This is a genomic window from Burkholderia sp. DN3021, from assembly GCF_049805555.1.
Taxonomy (GTDB): domain Bacteria; phylum Pseudomonadota; class Gammaproteobacteria; order Burkholderiales; family Burkholderiaceae; genus Burkholderia; species Burkholderia pyrrocinia_C.
The window spans coordinates 1-18,821 of the sequence record NZ_JBNCAB010000110.1; the positions used below are offsets into that span (position 1 = coordinate 1).

Here is an 18,821-nt window from a genome sequence, read left to right on the forward strand (position 1 = left end):
CCCATTCGCCGCGTGCGACGCCGAGGCCGGCGCGCGCGTCGCCGAGCGTGCCGGACACCCAGACGTCGTCGCCGTCGCGCGCGGCATCGCGCCGCAGCGCCGCGTCGGGCGCGACTTCGCCGAATACGGTCACGCACAGGTTCAGCGGCCCGCTTGTCGTGTCGCCGCCGACCAGCTCGCAGCCGAATCGCTCGGCGAGCGCGAACAGCCCGTTGCTGAACGCCTCGAGCCACGCCGCGTCGGCGCGCGGCAGCGCGCACGCGAGCGTGAACGCGCGCGGCTCGGCGCCCATCGCCGCGAGGTCGGACAGGTTGACCGCGAGCGTCTTGTGGCCGAGTGCGTCGGGCGCGACGTCGGGGAAGAAGTGGCGGCCCTCGACCAGCATGTCCGTCGAAATGGCCAGCAATTTCCCGGATCGAGGTGCGATCAGCGCGCAATCGTCGCCGATGCCGAGCGTCGACGCGCGTGCGCCCTGTGCCGCGCGGCGCGCGAAGAAGCGATCGATCAGCGAAAACTCGGAGAGGGCGGCTGGCACGGCGGGCGGATCCGATACGGTTCAGGGAACGGCATTGTACGAGGCGAACGGCGGCGTTCCTGCACCGTTCGGTTCATTTTTGTCGCGGCTGTCGCACCCGAATCGCCGGTCTGGCGGCCTTCGATTGGCGCTACAATGCCGTCGAACAGTTATTCTAATCCGCCCGTCACGAGACACATGTCCACCCAAGCCTCCTCCAAAGCCAAGCTCCGCGAAGCCGCCCTCGACTATCACGAATTCCCGACCCCCGGGAAGATCGCGATCGCTCCGACCAAGCAGATGATCAACCAGCGCGACCTCGCGCTCGCGTATTCGCCGGGCGTGGCGTACGCGTGCGAGGAGATCGTCGAGAATCCGCTCAACGCGGCGCGTTTCACCGCCCGCAGCAACCTGGTCGGCGTCGTCACGAACGGTACGGCGGTGCTCGGTCTCGGCAACATCGGCCCGCTCGCGTCGAAGCCGGTGATGGAAGGCAAGGCCGTGCTGTTCAAGAAGTTCGCCGGCATCGACGTGTTCGACATCGAGCTGAACGAGTCGGACCCGCACAAGCTCGTCGACGTGATCGCCGCGCTGGAGCCGACCTTCGGCGGGATCAACCTGGAAGACATCAAGGCGCCGGACTGCTTCATCGTCGAGCGCGAAGCGCGCAAGCGGATGAAGATCCCGGTGTTCCACGACGATCAGCACGGCACCGCGATCGTCGTGGCCGCGGCCGTCACGAACGGCCTGAAGGTCGTCGGCAAGGACATCAAGAAGGTGAAGCTCGTCGCGTCCGGCGCGGGCGCGGCCGCGCTTGCGTGCCTCGACCTGCTGGTCGACATCGGCCTGCCGATCGAGAACATCCTGGTGACCGACCTGGCCGGCGTGGTCTACAAGGGCCGCACCGAACTGATGGACCCGGACAAGGAGCGCTTCGCACGGGAAACCGAAGCGCGGACGCTGGCCGAAGTGATCGAAGGCGCGGACATCTTCCTCGGCCTGTCGGCCGCGGGCGTGCTGAAGCAGGAGATGGTGAAGGGCATGGCCGAGCGCCCGCTGATCCTCGCGCTCGCGAACCCGACGCCGGAAATCCTGCCGGAACTCGCGCTCGAAGTGCGCCCGGACGCGGTGCTGGCCACGGGCCGCACCGACTACCCGAACCAGGTCAACAACGTGCTGTGCTTCCCGTTCATCTTCCGCGGCGCGCTCGACGTCGGCGCGACGACGATCACGCGTGAAATGGAGATCGCGGCCGTCAATGCGATCGCCGAGCTCGCGCAGCAGGAACAGAGCGACATCGTCGCGACCGCGTACGGCATCCAGGACCTGTCGTTCGGCCCCGAATACCTGATTCCGAAGCCGTTCGATCCGCGCCTGATCGTGAAGATCGCGCCGGCCGTCGCGCAGGCCGCGATGGACGGCGGCGTCGCGACGCGTCCGATCGAGGACATGGAGGCGTACCGCGTCCATCTCCAGCAGTTCGTGTATCACAGCGGCACGACGATGAAGCCGATCTTCCAGATCGCGCGCAGCGCGCCGGCGGAGAAGAAGCGCGTCGTGTTCGCGGAAGGCGAAGAAGAGCGCGTGTTGCGCGCCGTTCAGATCATCGTCGACGAAAAGCTCGCGACGCCGATCCTGATCGGCCGGCCATCGGTGATCGAGCACCGTATCCAGCGCTACGGCCTGCGCCTGAATCCGGGTGTCGACTTCACGGTTGTCAACACCGAGCACGACGAGCGCTACCGCGACTTCTGGCAGTCGTACCACAAGCTGATGGCGCGCAAGGGCATCAGCGAGCAGCTCGCGCGCGTCGAGATGCGCCGCCGCACGACGCTGATCGGCGCGATGCTGGTGAAGCGGGGCGAAGCGGACGGGATGATCTGCGGCACGATCAGCACGACGCACCGCCACCTGCACTTCATCGACCAGGTGATCGGCAAGCGCGCCGGCTGCAGCGTCTATGCGGCAATGAACGGCCTCGTGCTGCCGGGCCGCCAGATCTTCCTCGTCGATACGCACGTCAACGTCGATCCGACCCCGGCGCAGCTTGCCGAGATCACGATCATGGCGGCTGAAGAAGTGCGCCGCTTCGGTATCGAGCCGAAGGTCGCGCTGCTGTCGCACTCGAATTTCGGCACGAGCAACGCGCCTTCGGCGCAGAAGATGCGCGATACGCTCGCGATCCTGCACGAAACCGCGCCTGACCTGAAGGTCGACGGCGAGATGCACGGCGACGTCGCGCTCGACGCGGCGCTGCGCAAGGAAATCCTGCCGGAATCGACGCTGGAAGGCGACGCGAACCTGCTGATCCTGCCGAACATCGACGCCGCGAACATCGCGTACAACCTGCTGAAGACGGCCGCCGGCAACAACATCGCGATCGGGCCGATCCTGCTGGGTGCTGCCCAGCCGGTGCACGTGCTGACCGAATCGGCGACCGTTCGCCGCATCGTCAACATGGCGGCGCTGCTGGTCGCCGACGTGAACGCCGCGCGCTGAGCGAAAACGAACGCGCCAGGCCGGTCGAACCGGCGTGGCGCGTCGGGCGAAATTGTAAACAAAAGCAAAAAGAGGCGTGCCCGCAATGGGCACGCCGTCGGGCAGGGCGCAAACGCGCTTCCCTCAAAGCAACAGCAGCATCTCTCCACTCCGGGTAGCGAGCGTGGCAAGGAGGCAGGGTCTTGCCATACGAGAGATGCCGCCCGTATTTTATCTTATGTAAGATAAATACAGTGTGATTTCGGTAAGAAATACGTCAATCCGCGCGTCGTCGGGCTTTCGATTCCCAAACGGACATTGATTCGCGCGGCCAATAACGCTACGCTAACGCCTTTGTTGGTCGTCAACTACTTGATTTAACAGCGGGAACCCTGGTTCATGGCACGCAAGTGGCTCCGCAACGGCGCGCTCGCGTCCGTCTTCGCGATGTTCGCGATGGGTATCGTCGGCACGCCGACGGGCAGTCTGGTTTCCGCCGCTTACGCACGGGAGGCCGTTTCGGCCGACGTGGCCGCCAGCGGGCTCGATACGATCCCGACCGCCCGTCTTCCGCGCGAGGCCGTGACCACGCTGGGCCTGATCGGCGCCGGCGGCCCCTATCCGTACGAGAAAGACGGCGTCGTGTTCGGCAACCGCGAGCGGATTTTGCCGAAGGCGAAGCGCGGCTACTACCATGAATACACGGTGCCGACGCCGCGTGCCCGCAATCGCGGCGCGCGCCGGATCGTCTGTGGCGGGCCATTGCGCCGGATCGACAACTGTTATTACACGGGCGACCACTACAACAGTTTTAAACGTATTGTTGAATGACTTCGGGACGAATGGCATGAGCGACTCCATCTACGCGCACGATTCGGCGGCGGCGGAACTGTTCGCGGCCGGCGACGGCAATCTGTTTCAGCGCGTGATTCAATTGAACGCGGCGGCACAGGCCGTCGGCGCGCCGGAGCAACAGGAAGCCGAGCCCGGGCTTTCATCGAACGAGGAGCCTATGAGCCTTTTCACGACCGTGCGACCCAATCTCGTGCAGTCGATCCGCGCGTTCCGCGTGCAGGATCTCGCCGACGAAGCCGGTCGGCTCGGCCAGCACTTCCTGTACGCGTATTGCGGCGCCGCGCAGTCGAAGCAGGAAGTAATGGAAACGATCGCGACGTCGTTCCTGTTCCCGAAGCATTTCGGGAAGAACTACGATGCGCTGTACGACTGCCTGACCGACCTCGTCGCGAAGGCCGGCGCGCAGCCCGGTTTCGTGATCGTCCTCGAAGGGCTGCCGATCGCGCAGAAGTTCGACAAGGAAGGGCGCGAGACGCTGCTCGACGTGTTCCGCGAGGCGGCCGAGTTCTGGGCCGAGCGCAAGGTCGCGTTCCGCGTGTTCTACTCGTTCGCATAAGCGCGAATCGGCCCGCGGCTCTGCGCGGCCGGCCCGGCGAGAAGCCCGCTTCGAGCGGGCTTTTTTACGTGTGCGCGGCGCATACAGGCCGGCGCGGCATGAACGCGGCAATCCGTGCCGCGTCATTCTTCAGGCGACCGTTGCCAAGCAAGGCGATCTTCTCCGGCATGGCGCAGGTCTTGGACGCGGCGCCGGTGACGCGCCCCGTGACGGGCAAGATCGACCTCTACGGCCTGGACGGAGGCTGGGCAACCGGAAGCCCGCAAGACGTGCTGAGCCCGGTTCTCGATGCGTTGTCCGATTCGATGCCGCACGGATCGTCGAGCGACAAGCCGCGATAAGCCGTAGCGTGGAAACGCGCCGCATTTCTGCCGTGACGCCGGCCGCATATCGCGCCGCGGCAGGGTGACGTGTGGGCCGGGACCTGTCGTGCCGCCTCGCGGCGGCACGCCCGTCTCGTCACCATCCGCCCCAGCGCGCGGCCAATGCCGCGAGCACGGCCGCGCCGGCCGTCTCGGTGCGCAGCACGCGGGGCCCAAGCGACAGCGCGGTGAAGCCGCGCGCGCGGGCCGCGTTTTCCTCGTCGGGCGACAGTCCGCCTTCGGGGCCGATCAGCAGCGTGACGGGCGCTCCGGGCGGCATGTCGGGCAGCGACGCAAACGGGATGCTCGCGCGCGGCGACAGCAGCAGCCGCAGTTCGCCGTCGGCCGGCGCGGCCGGCAACGTATCGAGCCACGCGTTGAAGCCGAGTACCGGCGCGACCCCGGGCAAGCGGTTGCGCCCGCACTGTTCGCACGACGCGCGCACGACGCCGCGCCAGTGCGCGACGCGCTTGTCCGCGCGTTCGCCGGCGAGCTTCACGACGCCGCGCGCGGTCGACAGCGGCACGATCGCCGCGACGCCGAGCTCGACGGCCTTCTCGATCACCCAGTCCATCTTGTCGCCGCCGGCGATCCCTTGCGCGAGCGTCACGCGATAGGGCGGCTCGGCCTCGGCCGGTTCGAACGCATCGATCTGCGCGAGCGCGCTGCGCTTGTCGATCTCGACGAGCCGCGCGCGGTATTGGCCGCCCGTGCCGTCGAACAGCGCGAGCACGTCGCCGGGCTGCAGGCGCAGCACCTGAGCGTGGCGCGCGACGTCGGCCGGCAGCGCGAGCGTGGCGTCGGCGCGCAGTGCCGCATCGACGAAAAAGCGCGGCACGGCCGCGGTGGTGGTGGCTTCGTTCATGCGTGTGGCGGTTTCGGTCATGCGTCGAGGCGGCGCGCGAGCGCCCAGCGGTAGCCGTCGAGATCCTCGATCTGCGCGAACCGGTCGCCCCAGAACTGGTCCTGCGGCGCGCTCAGCGATTTCGCGCCCGCGTCCAGCGCGCGCTGCCAGGTTGCGTCGACATCATCGACGTACAGATAGAACGACTGCGGCGCGGTGGCGTGCGCGCTTTTCGGCGTGAGCGCGATCGAGCCGAATGCGCCTTCGGGTGCGAACATCACGATCAGCCGGCCGTGATAGGCCATCTCGACGTGCATGATCGCGCCGTCCTCGTCGTGCACGTCGCGCAGCTCGAAGCCGAATGCGGCCTTGAAGAAATCGATGGCCGCGCGCGCGTTGCGTACGGCCAGATAGGGCGTCAACCAAGGCACGTTGGCCGGACGTGGATCGGTCATCGGTAATTCTCCTGCGTGGGGGGAAAGCGGAACGGCTCGGCCGCCCGGACGCTCAGCGGCGAGCGCCCAGTGTATCGCGCAGCGCGTGCGGCAGGGCAAAGAGGGACGCATGCAGCCGCGCGTCGTAGTAGCGCAAGCCCTGGACGTGGCGCGCGGCGAGCCGTTCGTCGATGTCGTGCGCGAACAGCGCGGCCGCATCGAGCGTGTCGCTCGCGATCGCCATCAGCCACTGCGAGCCGTACAGCGGCACGTGCGCGGACAGCGGATCGACGACCGCGAAGCTCGCGCGCAGGTCGTCGATCAGCGCGGCGATGCGCGCGGCGTGGAACACCGGCGAGCCGAGATGCATCGAGATCGCGCCGCACGGCGTGAGAATCCGCTTGAGCCGTGCGTAGAACGCGCGCGTATAGAGGCCGGCCGCCGGCGAGTCGGGCGGCGTGAGGTCGAACACGACGAGATCGAAATGCTCGACGGTCGACTCGACGAAATGCGCGGCGTCGCCGATCACGACCTCGACGCGCGGGTCGTCGAGCGCGCCCTGGTGCACGTCGTCGAGATAACGACGCGCCATCCCGACCACCTCGTCGTCGAGCTCGGCGATCACGATCCGCTCGATGCACGCGTGCTTGAGCAACTGGCGCGCCGCGCCGCCGTCGCCGCCGCCGAGCACGAGCGCCTTCTTCGGCGACGGATGCGCGAGCGCGGCCGGGTGCGTCATGCACTCGTGATAGACGTACTCGTCGCCGACCGACGTCATCGGCTGGCCGTCCAGCGTAAACAGCCGGCCGAGCTGCGGGGTTTCCCAGACTTCGATCTGCTGGTGCGGGGACTCGACGCGCGCGAGCCGCCGAGCATTCGGGAAGCCGTAGGTGGCGTCGGGCGCAGGGTGAAAGAGTAGCGTGGTGCTCACGGGCGGGCCGCTAAGGGCAGTCGGTTCTGACGTCTGAATTATAGGAGGCGCGCGGTTTGACGGAAAACCGTGCCGGAACACCGCGCGCCGACAAGGGAAATGTCGGCCCATCTGTTAAAATGACGAGCTTTGCAGCCCCGTCCGTAGGCTCCGTCCGCTTCGCGTCCGTCAGGCGCCGCACCGCGCGCCGGGAACGATTGACGCTCGAGCTTCCGGATGCCGCCGTGCCCCCGTTTCCTCGACTCGTTCTCCGGACTCGACATGACGACTTCGTCTCCCGCCTCCACCACCCTGATGGCCAACGCGATCCGTGCGCTCGCGATGGACGCCGTCCAGCAAGCGAACTCCGGCCACCCCGGCATGCCGATGGGCATGGCCGAAATCGGCGTCGCGCTCTGGTCGCGCCATCTGAAGCACAACCCGACGAACCCGCACTGGGCAGACCGCGACCGCTTCGTGCTGTCGAACGGCCATGGCTCGATGCTGCTGTACTCGCTGCTGCACCTGACCGGCTACGACCTGCCGATCGAAGAGCTGAAGAACTTCCGCCAACTGCACTCGAAGACGCCGGGCCACCCGGAATACGGGATCACGCCGGGTGTCGAGACGACCACCGGCCCGCTCGGCCAGGGTCTCGCGAACGCGGTCGGCATGGCGCTCGGCGAAGCGCTGATGGCCGACGAGTTCAACCGCGACGGCGCGAAGATCGTCGATCACCACACGTACGTGTTCCTCGGCGACGGCTGCCTGATGGAAGGCATCTCGCACGAAGCCTGCTCGCTCGCGGGCACGCTGAAGCTGAACAAGCTGATCGCGCTGTACGACGACAACGGCATCTCGATCGACGGCGACGTCGTGAACTGGTTCCACGACGACACGCCGAAGCGCTTCGAAGCGTACGGCTGGAACGTGATCCCGAACGTGAACGGCCATGACGTCGACGCGGTCGACGCGGCGATCGCGAAGGCGAAGCTGTCGGACAAGCCGACGCTGATCTGCTGCAAGACGGTGATCGGCAAGGGCGCGGCGACCAAGGCCGGCGGCCACGACGTGCATGGAGCTGCGCTCGGCGCGGAAGAAATCGCGAAGACGCGCGAAGCGCTCGGCTGGAAGTGGGAGCCGTTCGTGATTCCGCAGGAAGTCTATGCGGCATGGGACGCGAAGGAAGCCGGCAAGCGTGCCGAGACCGACTGGGACGCGACGTTCGCGCAATATCGCGCGAAGTTCCCGGCAGAAGCCGCCGAATTCGAGCGCCGGATGGCCAACAAGCTGCCGGCCGACTGGGCGCAGAAGGCTGCGACGATCATCGCCGGCGCGAACGAGCGCGCCGAGACGGTCGCGACCCGCAAGGCGTCGCAGCAGGCGATCGAAGGTCTGGCCGCCGCGCTGCCCGAACTGCTCGGCGGCTCGGCCGACCTGACCGGCTCGAACCTGACCAACTGGAAGGCCTCGAAGGCGGTCCGCGCGAATCCGGAAGGCGCGGGCGTCGTGCTGGGCAACCATATCAACTACGGCGTGCGCGAATTCGGCATGAGCGCCGCGATCAACGGCCTCGCGCTGCACGGCGGCCACAAGCCGTTCGGCGGCACGTTCCTGACGTTCTCCGACTACAGCCGCAACGCGCTGCGCGTGGCCGCGCTGATGAAGGTGCCGTCGATCTTCGTGTTCACGCACGATTCGATCGGCCTCGGCGAAGACGGCCCGACGCACCAGTCGATCGAGCACGTGTCGAGCCTGCGCCTGATCCCGAACCACGACGTGTGGCGTCCGGCCGACACGGTCGAGACGGCCGTTGCCTGGACGCACGCGGTTGCCGCGGATCGTCCGTCGAGCCTGATCTTCAGCCGCCAGAACCTCGCGTTCAACCCGCGTACCGACGCGCAGATCGCCAACATCGAGAAGGGCGGCTACGTACTGAAGGACTGGGGCGAAGAAATCGTCGCGCGCAAGATCATCCTGATCGCGACGGGTTCGGAAGTCGAGCTCGCGATGAAGGCCGTCGAGCCGCTCGCGCAGCAGGGCATCGCGGCGCGCGTCGTGTCGATGCCGTCGACCAACGTGTTCGATCGCCAGGACGCCGAATACCGCGAACGCGTGCTGCCGCACGGCGTGCGCCGCGTCGCGATCGAAGCCGGCGTAACGTCCTTCTGGCACAAGTACGTCGGCCTCGAAGGCGGCGTCGTCGGGATCGACACGTTCGGCGAATCGGCGCCGGCCGGCGTGCTGTTCAAGTACTTCGGCTTCACCGTCGAGCACGTCGTCGAGACCGCGAAGGCCGTGCTGGCCTAAAAGCATTCGCGACGCGCGCCACCCGTTGCGCGCGTCGCACCGTGAAGCTGCACGAAACGAATTTTTTCAGCCATCAGGAGATAGACCATGACGATTCGCGTCGCAATCAACGGCTACGGCCGTATCGGCCGCAACACGCTGCGCGCGTTTTATGAAAACGGCAAGAAGCACGATCTCGAGATCGTCGCGATCAACGACCTGGGCGATGCGAAGACCAACGCGCACCTGACCCAGTACGACACCGCGCACGGCAAGTTCCCGGGCGAAGTGTCGGTCGACGGCGACTACCTCGTCGTGAACGGCGACAAGATCCGCGTGCTGGCGAACCGCAACCCGGCCGAACTGCCGTGGGGCGAGCTCGGCGTCGACGTCGTGATGGAGTGCACGGGCTTCTTCACGACCAAGGAAAAGGCGAGCGCGCACCTGAAGGGCGGCGCGAAGAAGGTGATCATCTCGGCGCCGGGCGGCAAGGACGTCGACGCGACGATCGTCTACGGCGTGAACCACGACGTGCTGAAGGCCGAGCACACGGTCATCTCGAACGCATCGTGCACGACGAACTGCCTCGCGCCGCTCGTCAAGCCGCTGAACGACAAGATCGGTCTCGAAACGGGCCTGATGACGACGATCCACGCATACACGAACGACCAGGTGCTGACGGACGTCTACCACGAAGACCTGCGCCGCGCGCGTTCGGCCACGCACAGCCAGATCCCGACGAAGACGGGCGCTGCTTCGGCCGTCGGCCTCGTGCTGCCGGAACTGAACGGCAAGCTCGACGGTTACGCAATCCGCGTCCCGACGATCAACGTGTCGATCGTCGACCTGTCGTTCATCGCCAAGCGCGACACGACGGTCGAGGAAGTCAACGCGATCATGAAGGAAGCATCGGAAGGCGCGCTGAAGGGCATCCTCGGCTACAACGACGCACCGCTGGTGTCGATCGACTTCAACCACAACCCGGCTTCGTCGACGTTCGACGCAACGCTGACCAAGGTGTCGGGCCGCCTCGTCAAGGTGTCGAGCTGGTACGACAACGAGTGGGGTTTCTCGAACCGCATGCTGGATACGGCTGTCGCGTTCGCGAACGCGAAGTAATCCCGCACGTTGCGCGGCCGCGGCAACGCGGCACGCGCGGCGAACGAGCCCGGCCCGGTTTTCCGGCCGGGCTTTTTCATTGCCCCGACTTCGTCATCGCCTGTCCGCCGTCACCTGCTCGAGCGCGTCGACGAACGCACGCTTCAGCGGGCTGTCGAGGTCGGTCCACGCGAGGCCGATACCGCTTCGGTGGCCGGCCAGGTCGAGCGGCCGCGCGAGCACGTTCGGCGGCAGCGCGCTGGCGGCCTCTGCCGGGATCAGCCCGATGCCCATCCCCGCCGCGACGAGCGCGAGCATCGTCGTGAATTCCCCGAACTCCTGCGCGATTTCGAGCGTCGTGCCCGCGCGGCTCAACGCGAGCAGCATGTCGTCGTGAAAGCCGGGCGCGTAGCGGCGCGCGAGCACGAACGCGGGCTGGCCGCGCAGTGCGGCCGGCGGGATCGTGTCGTGCGCGGCGAGCGGATGGTCGAGCGGCAGCGCGACGACGAAGCCTTCTTCCAGCACCACGCGCGTGTCGATGCCCGCATACGCGGCCGGCAGCCGGATCATCCCGAAATCGATCCGCCGGTCGCGCAGCGCGGCGATCTGGTCGGGCGTCGGCAGGTCCTTCAGTTCGAGCGCGATCAGCGGATAGCGCTCGCGCATCGTGCGCAGCACGGCCGGCAGCAGTGCGGGCAGCACCGACGACACGAACGCGATCCTCAGCGTGCCGATCTCGCCGCGGCTCGACAGCCGCGCCATCTGTTCCGCACGCGCGGCCTGTTGCAGCGTCGCGCGCGCTTCCGGCAGGAACACGCGCCCCGTGTCGCTCAGTTCGACCTTGTGGCGGTCGCGCTCGAACAGCCGCGCACCGAGCTCTTCCTCGAGCGCCTTGATCTGCATGCTCAGCGCGGGCTGCACGATGAACAGGCGCTGCGCCGCGCGCCCGAAATGCAGCTCTTCCGCGAGCGTGACGAAGGCGCGCAATTGCTTGAGTTCCATGGGCGGCGGGCAGGAGAGGGCGGTAATCAGATTTCATGATAACCGGATCAAAAAAGACCATTGGCGCGGCATCGGGCAGGCAGCCGAAGATACCGTCAACGCGAGACCGGCCGCGACGGGCAGCCGGCTCCACTGGCACGAGGAGACATGCATGACCAGCGCACTTGAACGGTTCCGTCTCGACGGTCGCCGCGCACTGATCACGGGTTCCGGACGCGGGATCGGGCTGACGCTCGCCCGCGGGCTCGCGGAAGCCGGCGCGGCGATCGTCATCAACGATCGTAATGAAGAAAAGGCCGCGATGCTCGCGAGCCGTTTCCGCGACGAAGGCTTCGCGGCCGACCATGCGGTGTTCGACGTCGCCGAGCATGCGCAGGTGCGCGCGGCGATCGACGACTTCGAGGCGCGCGTCGGTGCAATCGACATCCTCGTGAACAACGCGGGCATCCAGCGCCGCGCGCCGCTCGACGCATTCGAGCCCGACGACTGGCATGCGCTGATGCGCGTGAATCTCGACGGCGTGTTCAACGTCGCGCAGGCCGTCGCGCGTCACATGATCGCGCGCGGCCACGGGAAGATCATCAACATCTGCTCGGTGCAGAGCGAACTCGCGCGGCCGACGATCGCGCCGTACGCGGCGTCGAAGGGCGCGGTGCGGATGCTGACGAAAGGGATGTGCGCCGACTGGGCGCGCCACGGCATCCAGGCCAACGGCCTCGCGCCCGGCTATTTCGAAACGGAGCTGAATCGCGCGCTGGTCGACGACGCGGCGTTCTCGGACTGGCTGTGCAAGCGCACGCCGGCCGGCCGCTGGGGGCGCGTCGACGAGCTGTGCGGCGCGGCGATTTTCCTTGCGTCGGCCGCATCCGATTTCGTCAACGGCCAGACGCTGTTCGTCGATGGCGGCCTGACCAGCGCCGTATAGGGAGGAAGGTCATGCGTATGCGTTGCATGTGTGTCGTGATCCACGGGCCGAACGACCTGCGGGTCGAAGAACAGGACGCGGGCGAAATCGGCCCGGGCCAGGTGCGCGTCGATGTCGCGATGGGCGGCATCTGCGGGTCCGACCTGCATTACTTTCGGCACGGCGGCTTCGGCGCGATCCGGCTGCAGCAGCCGATGGTGCTCGGCCACGAGGTTGCCGGCACGGTCGCGGAGGTCGCGCCGGACGTGACGTCGGTGAAGGTCGGCGATCGCGTCGCGGTCAACCCGAGCCGGCCGTGCGGTGCGTGCCGCTACTGCCTCGAAGGCTTGCCGAACCAGTGTCTGGACATGCGCTTCTACGGCAGCGCGATGCGGATGCCGCACGTGCAGGGCGCGTTTCGCAACGCGCTCGTGTGCGACGCGGCGCAGTGCGTGAAGGTCGCCGATCATGTGCCGCTGTCGCTCGCGGCGCTCGCCGAGCCGTTCGCGGTCGGGCTGCATGCGGTGTCGCGCGCGGGCCCGCTGATCGGCAAGCGCGTGCTCGTGTCGGGCTGCGGGCCGATCGGCGTGCTGGCGGTCGCGGCGGCGCGCGCGCACGGCGCGGCGGAGATCGTCGCGACCGACGTCGTCGAAGCGCCGCTGGAAGTGGCCCGCGCGCTCGGCGCCGACCATACGATCAATGCGGCGGCCGATGCCGGATGGGTCGCGCGCTACGGCGCCGACAAGGGCACGTTCGACGTGATGATCGAGTGTTCGGGCAATGCGCGCGCGTTGCGCGACGGGCTGGACGTGATGCGTCCGCGCGGCGTCGTCGTGCAGCTCGGGCTCGGCGGCGATGTCAGCCTGCCGCAGAACGTCGTGGTCGCGAAGGAGTTGTCGATCTGCGGATCGTTCCGCTTCCATGCGGAATTCGCGCTCGCGGTGCAGTTGATCAACGCGGCGCGCGTCGACCTGCGGCCGGCCATCACGCGCGTGTTCCCGATGCGCGACGCGAACCTCGCGTTCGAACTGGCCGGCGACCGGCAGCGCGCGATGAAGGTGCTGATCGATTTCGCGGGCGAGGCCGCGTGATCGTCCGGCGCCAGCGCGTGCCTTTTTTGTGATCGACGCGAATCCGATCGCTGCGGTGTGATGCTCGTGCGGCGCGCGCCGCACGGCCGTCAGGCGCCCGGCGTCGGGAAGAAGATGCCCGCGCGCTGCGCGGCGTTCGCGATGTGCGTTTCGATCGCGCTGCCCGCGGCGGCCGCATCGCGCGCGATCAGCGCATCGACGATCGCGCGGTGCTCGTGCCACGTCGACAGCAGCAGCTCGCGCCGGTAGAACGGCATGCGCTGGCTTTCCTTCATGATGTCCGCGCTGCCGCGCAGGATCGATTCGATCGCCGCGTTGCCGGCGAGATGGACGATCCGCATATGGAAGTCGAAGTCGAGCTGCGACGCCTCGTCGAGCGCGTTTTCGGTCAGCGCGACGTGCAGGTCGGCGAGATTGTCTTCGAACCACGCGATGTCGTCGTCGCTGACCACGCGCGCGGCCATCCGCGCGGCGAACCCTTCGAGCGCGTAGCGCATCTGGTAGGTATCGGGCGGCGACGACTGCTCGGCAAACTGCCAGGCATGCGCGGCCGTTGCCTGCGCGCTTTCGACGTACACGCCCTTGCCCGCGCGGATGCGAAGCATCCCGAGCGCCTCGAGCGTCGACAGCGCCTCGCGCAGCGACGCACGGCTGATCTCCAGCTCCTCGGAGAGCTGACGCTGGGCCGGCAGCAGGCTGCCGACCGGATAAACGCCTGCCTCGATCCGGTCGCGGATCGTTGCGATGGCGGCGTCGGTCACGGTATGCGGAACATTTTTCATGATGTGAACGATGGCCGGTCTGACCGGCATTGTAATCCGCACGGGCGCAGTGCACGACCGCACTACGGGAAAGCCACGATCAGGCCCGCTTTCGGGGCCGCCGGACGCATGCGAAGGGGGGCGGGAAATCCCTATTTTGTCCGTCCTTGACGTCACTATATCGGCTTCCTACTATCCACCATAACATCACTGGTCTTACCAGTATGAACAGACGAAACTGCAACCGTTGGATCGGGAGAGCGCCGTGTCGAAATTCCTCAATTCGCTGTTTGGCCGGGTAGTCGTCGCATTGATCCTGGGGGTCGCGCTCGGCGCGTTCTTCCCGCATTTCGCCGAGTCGCTGCGACCGCTCGGCGACGGCTTCCTGAAGCTCATCAAGATGGTCATCGGCCCAATCGTGTTCTGCGTCGTGGTCAGCGGGATGGCCAACGCGGGCGACCTGAAGAAGGTCGGCCGGGTCGGCCTGAAGGCCGTCATCTACTTCGAGATCATGACGACGCTCGCGCTCGGCATCGGCCTCGTGCTCGCGTGGGTCACGCGCCCGGGCGTCGGGATGAACATCGACCTGCATTCGCTCGACGCGTCGTCGCTCGCGTCGTACGCGAAGAACGCCGAAAGCCTGAAGGACACCGCCGGCTACCTGATGAAGATCATCCCCGACACCGCGATCGACGCGTTCGCGAAGGGCGACATCCTGCAGATCCTCGTGTTCGCGGTGCTGTTCGGCTCCGCGCTGTCGCTGCTCGGCGACAAGGCGCAGCGCGTCAACTCGCTGATCGAGGAACTGTCGCACGTGTTCTTCCGGATCATCGGCTTCATCATCAAGCTCGCGCCGCTCGGCGTGCTCGGCGCGATCGCATTCACGACCGGCAAATACGGCGTCGCGTCGCTCAAGCAGCTCGGCTACCTGGTCGCGGTGTTCTACCTGAGCTGCTTCGTGTTCGTCACGGTGGTGCTCGGCATCGTGATGCGGCTCGCGGGCTTCTCGGTGTTCAAGCTGATCCGCTACCTGCGCGAGGAACTGTCGATCGTGCTCGGCACGGCATCGTCGGATGCGGTGCTGCCGCAGGTGATGCGCAAGCTCGAATACATGGGCGTCAAGGATTCGACGGTCGGCCTCGTGATCCCGACCGGCTATTCGTTCAACCTCGACGGCTTCTCGATCTACCTGACGCTCGCCGTGCTGTTTATCGCGCAGGCCACCAACACGCCGCTGTCGACGCATGACCTGATCGTGGTGCTGCTCGTGTCGCTCGTCACGTCGAAGGGCGCGCACGGGATTCCCGGCTCGGCGATCGTGATCCTCGCGGCGACGCTGTCGGCGATCCCGGCGATTCCGGTGCTCGGCCTCGTGCTGATCCTGCCGGTCGACTGGTTCGTCGGCATCGCCCGCGCGCTGACCAACCTGATCGGCAACTGCGTCGCGACGGTCGTCGTCGCGGTGTGGGAGAACGATATCGACAAGGTCCGCGCGAAGCGCGTGCTGAACCGCGAGCTGCGCTACGTGCCGGCCGAAGAGGAAGGCAACGCGGCGCCGGTCGCCGGCGACCAGGCCCACGCGCTCTGAGCGCGGCTTGTCGCGCGGGGCGGCTTTGCCCCAGGTAGCCCCGCGCGATCGATTTACATGCGGCCGGCGCCTCGATGCGCCGGAACTTGATCAGAAATTGCTTTGCATGGGACGGGAGTAAGCGCTAAAGCACTAACTCCCATCGACCGCGAAGCATGGGATGGGAGTAAGCGCTAAAGCGCTAACTCCCATCGACAGGAGACAACATGGCAGCTCCCATCCTCGATCCGAACGCGCCGGCCTTCACGCGGCGCTACATGAACCTCGCCGACCCGCGCCTCGGTGCGCAGGCATTGTTTGCGAGCGACGAATTCTTCGCGCCGAAAGAGCGCATGCTGAACCCCGAGCCGGCCGTGTTCATCCCCGGCAAGTACGACGACCACGGCAAGTGGATGGACGGCTGGGAAACGCGCCGCAAGCGCACGACGGGCCACGACTTCTGCGTGGTGCGGCTCGCGCGGCCGGGCGTGATTTTCGGCGTCGATCTCGATACGAGCCACTTCACCGGCAATTTCCCGCCGGCCGCGTCGATCGAGGCGTGCGTCGCCGACGGCGACACGCCGCCCGACGATGCCGAATGGCGCACGATCGTCCCCGCGACGACGCTGCAGGGCAATTCGCATCACTACGTGAGCGTCGACGACGCGCAGCCGGTCACGCACCTGCGCGTGAACCTGTATCCGGACGGCGGGCTCGCGCGGCTGCGCGTGTACGGCCAGCCGCAGCGCGACTGGCGCCATGTGCCGGCCGGCGAACTCGTCGATCTCGCCGCGATCGAGAACGGCGGTTATCTGGTGGCCGCGAACAACCAGCACTTCGGCCCGGCATCGCAGATGCTGATGCCGGGGCGCGGCGCGAACATGGGCGACGGCTGGGAAACGCGGCGCCGCCGCGAGCCCGGCAACGACTGGGCGATCGTCGCGCTCGCGCGGCCGGGCATCATCCGGCGCGTCGAGGTCGATACGGCGTTCTTCAAGGGCAACTTCCCCGACCGCTGCTCGCTGCAGGCCGCGCGGGTCGCGGGCGGCACCGACGATTCGCTAGTCACGCAGGCGATGTTCTGGGCCGAATTGCTCGGCGAGCAGAAGCTGTCGATGGACCACGTGCATACGTTCGACCAGCTCGCGGCGCTCGGCCCCGTCACGCACGTGCGTTTCAACATCTTCCCGGACGGCGGCGTGTCGCGCCTGCGTCTGTGGGGCGAGCCGGCTTGAAGGAGGGCGACGGCATGAGCGGACCCCATATCCTGCGCGTCGAGCGCCTGACCCGCGAAGCGTTCGCGCCGTTCGGCGACGTGATCGCGCTCGAGGGCGCACGGCATTTCCCGATCAACGGCGGCACGACCGAGCGCTTCCACGATCTCGCGACGATCGACGTCTGCGCGGACGGCGGCCGGCCGCTCGTCAGCGTGTTTCGCGCGCAGCCGCGCGCGCTGCCGGTCGCGGTCACGCTGATGGAGCGCCATCCGCACGGCAGCCAGGCGTTCATCCCGCTCGCGGCCGTGTCGCGCTACGCGATCGTCGTCGCGCCGGCCGGCGAATTCAGGCCCGAAGCGATGCGCGCGTTCCTGGCCGAAGGCTGGCAGGGCGTGAACTATGCGAAGGGCGTCTGGCACCATCCGCTGCTCGCGCTCGACGCGGTCAGCGATTTCGTGATCGTCGATCGCGGCGGGCCGCAGCCGAACTGCGACGAGACCCCGCTCGACCGTGCGTGGGCGCTCGAGTTCGAGCCGGCCTGCACGGGCACGGCCTGACGCGGCGCGCGGCAGGCGTCCGGTTCCCGGCGCCGGCTTCGCGCGCGCCGAAGGGCTTTCGTAAGATTTTCGAGCCGGCACGCGCGCGGCGCGGGGCACGATCCCGAAAAGAACACGGCCCGGGCGGCGAGATGCCGGCCGGGCCGTGCTTCGTGCGCGGGTGGCGCGATTCAGTGCTTGCGGTGCGGGCAGTTCTCGGTCGTGCAGGAACCGTACATCGCCAGCGAGTGCTCCTGGAGCCGGAAGCCGCGCTCCTTTGCGATCGCCTGCTGGCGGCCTTCGATCTCGGCGTCGAAGAATTCCTCGACGCGGCCGCAATCGAGGCACACGAGGTGGTCGTGGTGCGAGCCTTCGTTCAGTTCGAACACGGCCTTGCCGGATTCGAAGTTGCTGCGCGTGAGCAGGCCGGCCTGCTCGAACTGCGTCAGCACGCGGTAGACGGTGGCCAGCCCGATGTCGAGCTGCTCGTTGAGCAGGTTGCGGTAGACGTCTTCGGCCGTCAGGTGGCGTACGGGGCTTTGCTGGAAGATCTCGAGAATCTTGAGGCGCGGTAGGGTGGCCTTTAGCCCGATATTCTTGAGATCCGTCGGATTGGTCATGGCTAGGCATCCCTAGAGTACAATGCAGGGCTTCAATGTTACCGGCTTTTCGCCGTTCCAGATACACGCGCGGCCTGCGACGCAGGCCAGCACGGTGAAGGAAATGATCCCAGAAACGCTTTCGCACTTTCAGAGGAGTCGCATGCGGAGTGCCATCATCGCTGCCGCCGCCGTTGCGGCGCTGGCTGGTTGTTCGTCGTACGACAGCGTGACGCAGCGCATCGCGCAGAGCATCACGCCCTATCGGATCACCGTCGTGCAGGGCAACTTCGTGTCGCAGGAGAAGGCCGCACAACTGCAGGTCGGCATGACGCGCGAGCAGGTGCGCGCATTGCTCGGCACGCCGCTGCTGGCGGACATGTTCCACGCCGACCGCTGGGATTACCTCTTCTACTTCAAGCGCGGCTCGACGGCGATCGTCCAGCAGCGCGATCTCGTCGTGACCTTCTCGGGCGATCGCCTCGCGGGCTGGACCGGCGCCGAGAACCTGCCGTCCGAGCTCGACCTGCTGGCCGATATCGACGGCGATCGCGGCGGCAAGAAGGCGAAGGCGGCCGCGGCGGCGAAGGCCGCTTCCGAGGCGGCTGCCGCGCGCGCTGCACAAGCGGCGAGCGCGTCGGCGCCGGAGGCTGTCGCCAGCCCGTCCGCCGTGCCGGCGTCCGGCGCGGTGGTCGACCAGGATGCGAACGCGCAGGCCGCACGCGCGGCGAACCGCGCGACCAATCAGGTATCGGGTCAGGGCTCGAGCGCGCGCCGCTTCGCGCCGGCCGCGCAGGCTTCCGG

General features: G+C 67.3%; 19 protein-coding genes. 12 read left to right on the forward strand and 7 right to left on the reverse strand.

Annotated elements, in window-relative coordinates:
- On the reverse strand, window positions 1-535 hold a 535-nt coding region (gene thiL / locus ACPUER_RS32730), incomplete at its 3' end, for a thiamine-phosphate kinase (RefSeq protein ID WP_425133112.1).
- A 135-nt stretch (window positions 536-670) separates the two neighbouring features.
- Here thiL and ACPUER_RS32735 point away from each other — a divergent pair.
- The 4 genes from ACPUER_RS32735 (at window position 671) to ACPUER_RS32750 (ending at window position 4,744) form a co-directional block, all read left to right on the forward strand.
- Window positions 671-3,013 (forward strand): NADP-dependent malic enzyme, encoded by a 2,343-nt coding sequence (locus tag ACPUER_RS32735; protein ID WP_371287022.1) that lies wholly within the window; start codon window positions 671-673, stop codon window positions 3,011-3,013.
- 378 nt (window positions 3,014-3,391) lie between these two features.
- Window positions 3,392-3,823, forward strand: a complete 432-nt coding sequence (locus ACPUER_RS32740; protein WP_034182701.1) for a ribonuclease domain-containing protein — start codon at window positions 3,392-3,394, stop codon at window positions 3,821-3,823.
- A gap of 16 nt (window positions 3,824-3,839) precedes the next feature.
- Entirely contained in the window at window positions 3,840-4,403 is a 564-nt protein-coding gene (locus ACPUER_RS32745; protein ID WP_027783519.1) for a barstar family protein, read from the forward strand.
- Between the two features lie 98 nt (window positions 4,404-4,501).
- A complete protein-coding gene (locus ACPUER_RS32750; protein ID WP_310138355.1) occupies window positions 4,502-4,744 on the forward strand; it encodes a hypothetical protein in 243 nt (80 codons plus the stop codon).
- Between the two features lie 118 nt (window positions 4,745-4,862).
- Here ACPUER_RS32750 and ACPUER_RS32755 read toward each other — a convergent pair whose 3' ends face one another.
- The 3 genes from ACPUER_RS32755 to speE are packed head-to-tail and all read right to left on the reverse strand — an operon-like array spanning window position 4,863 to window position 6,974.
- Window positions 4,863-5,630 (reverse strand): 16S rRNA (uracil(1498)-N(3))-methyltransferase, encoded by a 768-nt coding sequence (locus tag ACPUER_RS32755; RefSeq protein ID WP_175963099.1) that lies wholly within the window; start codon window positions 5,628-5,630, stop codon window positions 4,863-4,865.
- 17 nt (window positions 5,631-5,647) lie between these two features.
- Window positions 5,648-6,064: a VOC family protein gene (locus ACPUER_RS32760; protein ID WP_072436342.1), complete on the reverse strand. Its 417-nt coding sequence runs from the start codon at window positions 6,062-6,064 to the stop codon at window positions 5,648-5,650.
- Between the two features lie 52 nt (window positions 6,065-6,116).
- The gene (speE, locus tag ACPUER_RS32765) at window positions 6,117-6,974 is read right to left on the reverse strand and encodes a polyamine aminopropyltransferase (RefSeq protein ID WP_175963098.1); all 858 of its coding nucleotides are present in this window, start codon (window positions 6,972-6,974) and stop codon (window positions 6,117-6,119) included.
- A 216-nt stretch (window positions 6,975-7,190) separates the two neighbouring features.
- On the opposite strand from speE, the gene tkt reads away from it, so the two are divergent.
- The gene (gene tkt / locus ACPUER_RS32770) at window positions 7,191-9,263 is read left to right on the forward strand and encodes a transketolase (protein ID WP_425133113.1); all 2,073 of its coding nucleotides are present in this window, start codon (window positions 7,191-7,193) and stop codon (window positions 9,261-9,263) included.
- Window positions 9,264-9,350: 87 nt separating this feature from the next.
- Entirely contained in the window at window positions 9,351-10,361 is a 1,011-nt protein-coding gene (gene gap / locus ACPUER_RS32775) for a type I glyceraldehyde-3-phosphate dehydrogenase (protein WP_006485712.1), read from the forward strand.
- Window positions 10,362-10,454: 93 nt separating this feature from the next.
- On the opposite strand, the gene ACPUER_RS32780 is transcribed toward gap, so the two are convergent.
- Complete coding sequence (locus ACPUER_RS32780; RefSeq protein ID WP_310138342.1) at window positions 10,455-11,342, reverse strand: LysR substrate-binding domain-containing protein; 888 nt, start codon at window positions 11,340-11,342, stop codon at window positions 10,455-10,457.
- A 151-nt stretch (window positions 11,343-11,493) separates the two neighbouring features.
- Here ACPUER_RS32780 and ACPUER_RS32785 point away from each other — a divergent pair, with 151 nt between their 5' ends.
- On the forward strand, window positions 11,494-12,267 hold the full coding sequence (locus tag ACPUER_RS32785) for an SDR family NAD(P)-dependent oxidoreductase (protein WP_425133114.1): 774 nt from the start codon (window positions 11,494-11,496) through the stop codon (window positions 12,265-12,267).
- A gap of 11 nt (window positions 12,268-12,278) precedes the next feature.
- The gene (locus ACPUER_RS32790) at window positions 12,279-13,337 is read left to right on the forward strand and encodes an L-idonate 5-dehydrogenase (RefSeq protein WP_310138332.1); all 1,059 of its coding nucleotides are present in this window, start codon (window positions 12,279-12,281) and stop codon (window positions 13,335-13,337) included.
- A gap of 89 nt (window positions 13,338-13,426) precedes the next feature.
- On the opposite strand, the gene ACPUER_RS32795 is transcribed toward ACPUER_RS32790, so the two are convergent.
- Window positions 13,427-14,149, reverse strand: a complete 723-nt coding sequence (locus tag ACPUER_RS32795) for a FadR/GntR family transcriptional regulator (protein WP_072436337.1) — start codon at window positions 14,147-14,149, stop codon at window positions 13,427-13,429.
- Between the two features lie 214 nt (window positions 14,150-14,363).
- On the opposite strand from ACPUER_RS32795, the gene ACPUER_RS32800 reads away from it, so the two are divergent.
- From ACPUER_RS32800 to ACPUER_RS32810, 3 genes are all read left to right on the forward strand, one after another.
- Window positions 14,364-15,686: a C4-dicarboxylate transporter DctA gene (locus tag ACPUER_RS32800; RefSeq protein WP_310138324.1), complete on the forward strand. Its 1,323-nt coding sequence runs from the start codon at window positions 14,364-14,366 to the stop codon at window positions 15,684-15,686.
- Window positions 15,687-15,892: 206 nt separating this feature from the next.
- The gene (gene alc, locus ACPUER_RS32805; RefSeq protein ID WP_034182710.1) at window positions 15,893-16,900 is read left to right on the forward strand and encodes an allantoicase; all 1,008 of its coding nucleotides are present in this window, start codon (window positions 15,893-15,895) and stop codon (window positions 16,898-16,900) included.
- A 14-nt stretch (window positions 16,901-16,914) separates the two neighbouring features.
- A complete protein-coding gene (locus ACPUER_RS32810; RefSeq protein WP_425133115.1) occupies window positions 16,915-17,439 on the forward strand; it encodes an ureidoglycolate lyase in 525 nt (174 codons plus the stop codon).
- A gap of 170 nt (window positions 17,440-17,609) precedes the next feature.
- On the opposite strand, the gene fur is transcribed toward ACPUER_RS32810, so the two are convergent.
- Entirely contained in the window at window positions 17,610-18,038 is a 429-nt protein-coding gene (gene fur, locus ACPUER_RS32815) for a ferric iron uptake transcriptional regulator (RefSeq protein WP_011350926.1), read from the reverse strand.
- Between the two features lie 142 nt (window positions 18,039-18,180).
- Between fur and ACPUER_RS32820 the strand changes: the two genes are divergently transcribed.
- A partial coding sequence (locus ACPUER_RS32820; RefSeq protein WP_425133116.1) for an outer membrane protein assembly factor BamE occupies window positions 18,181-18,821 on the forward strand: 641 nt, incomplete at its 3' end.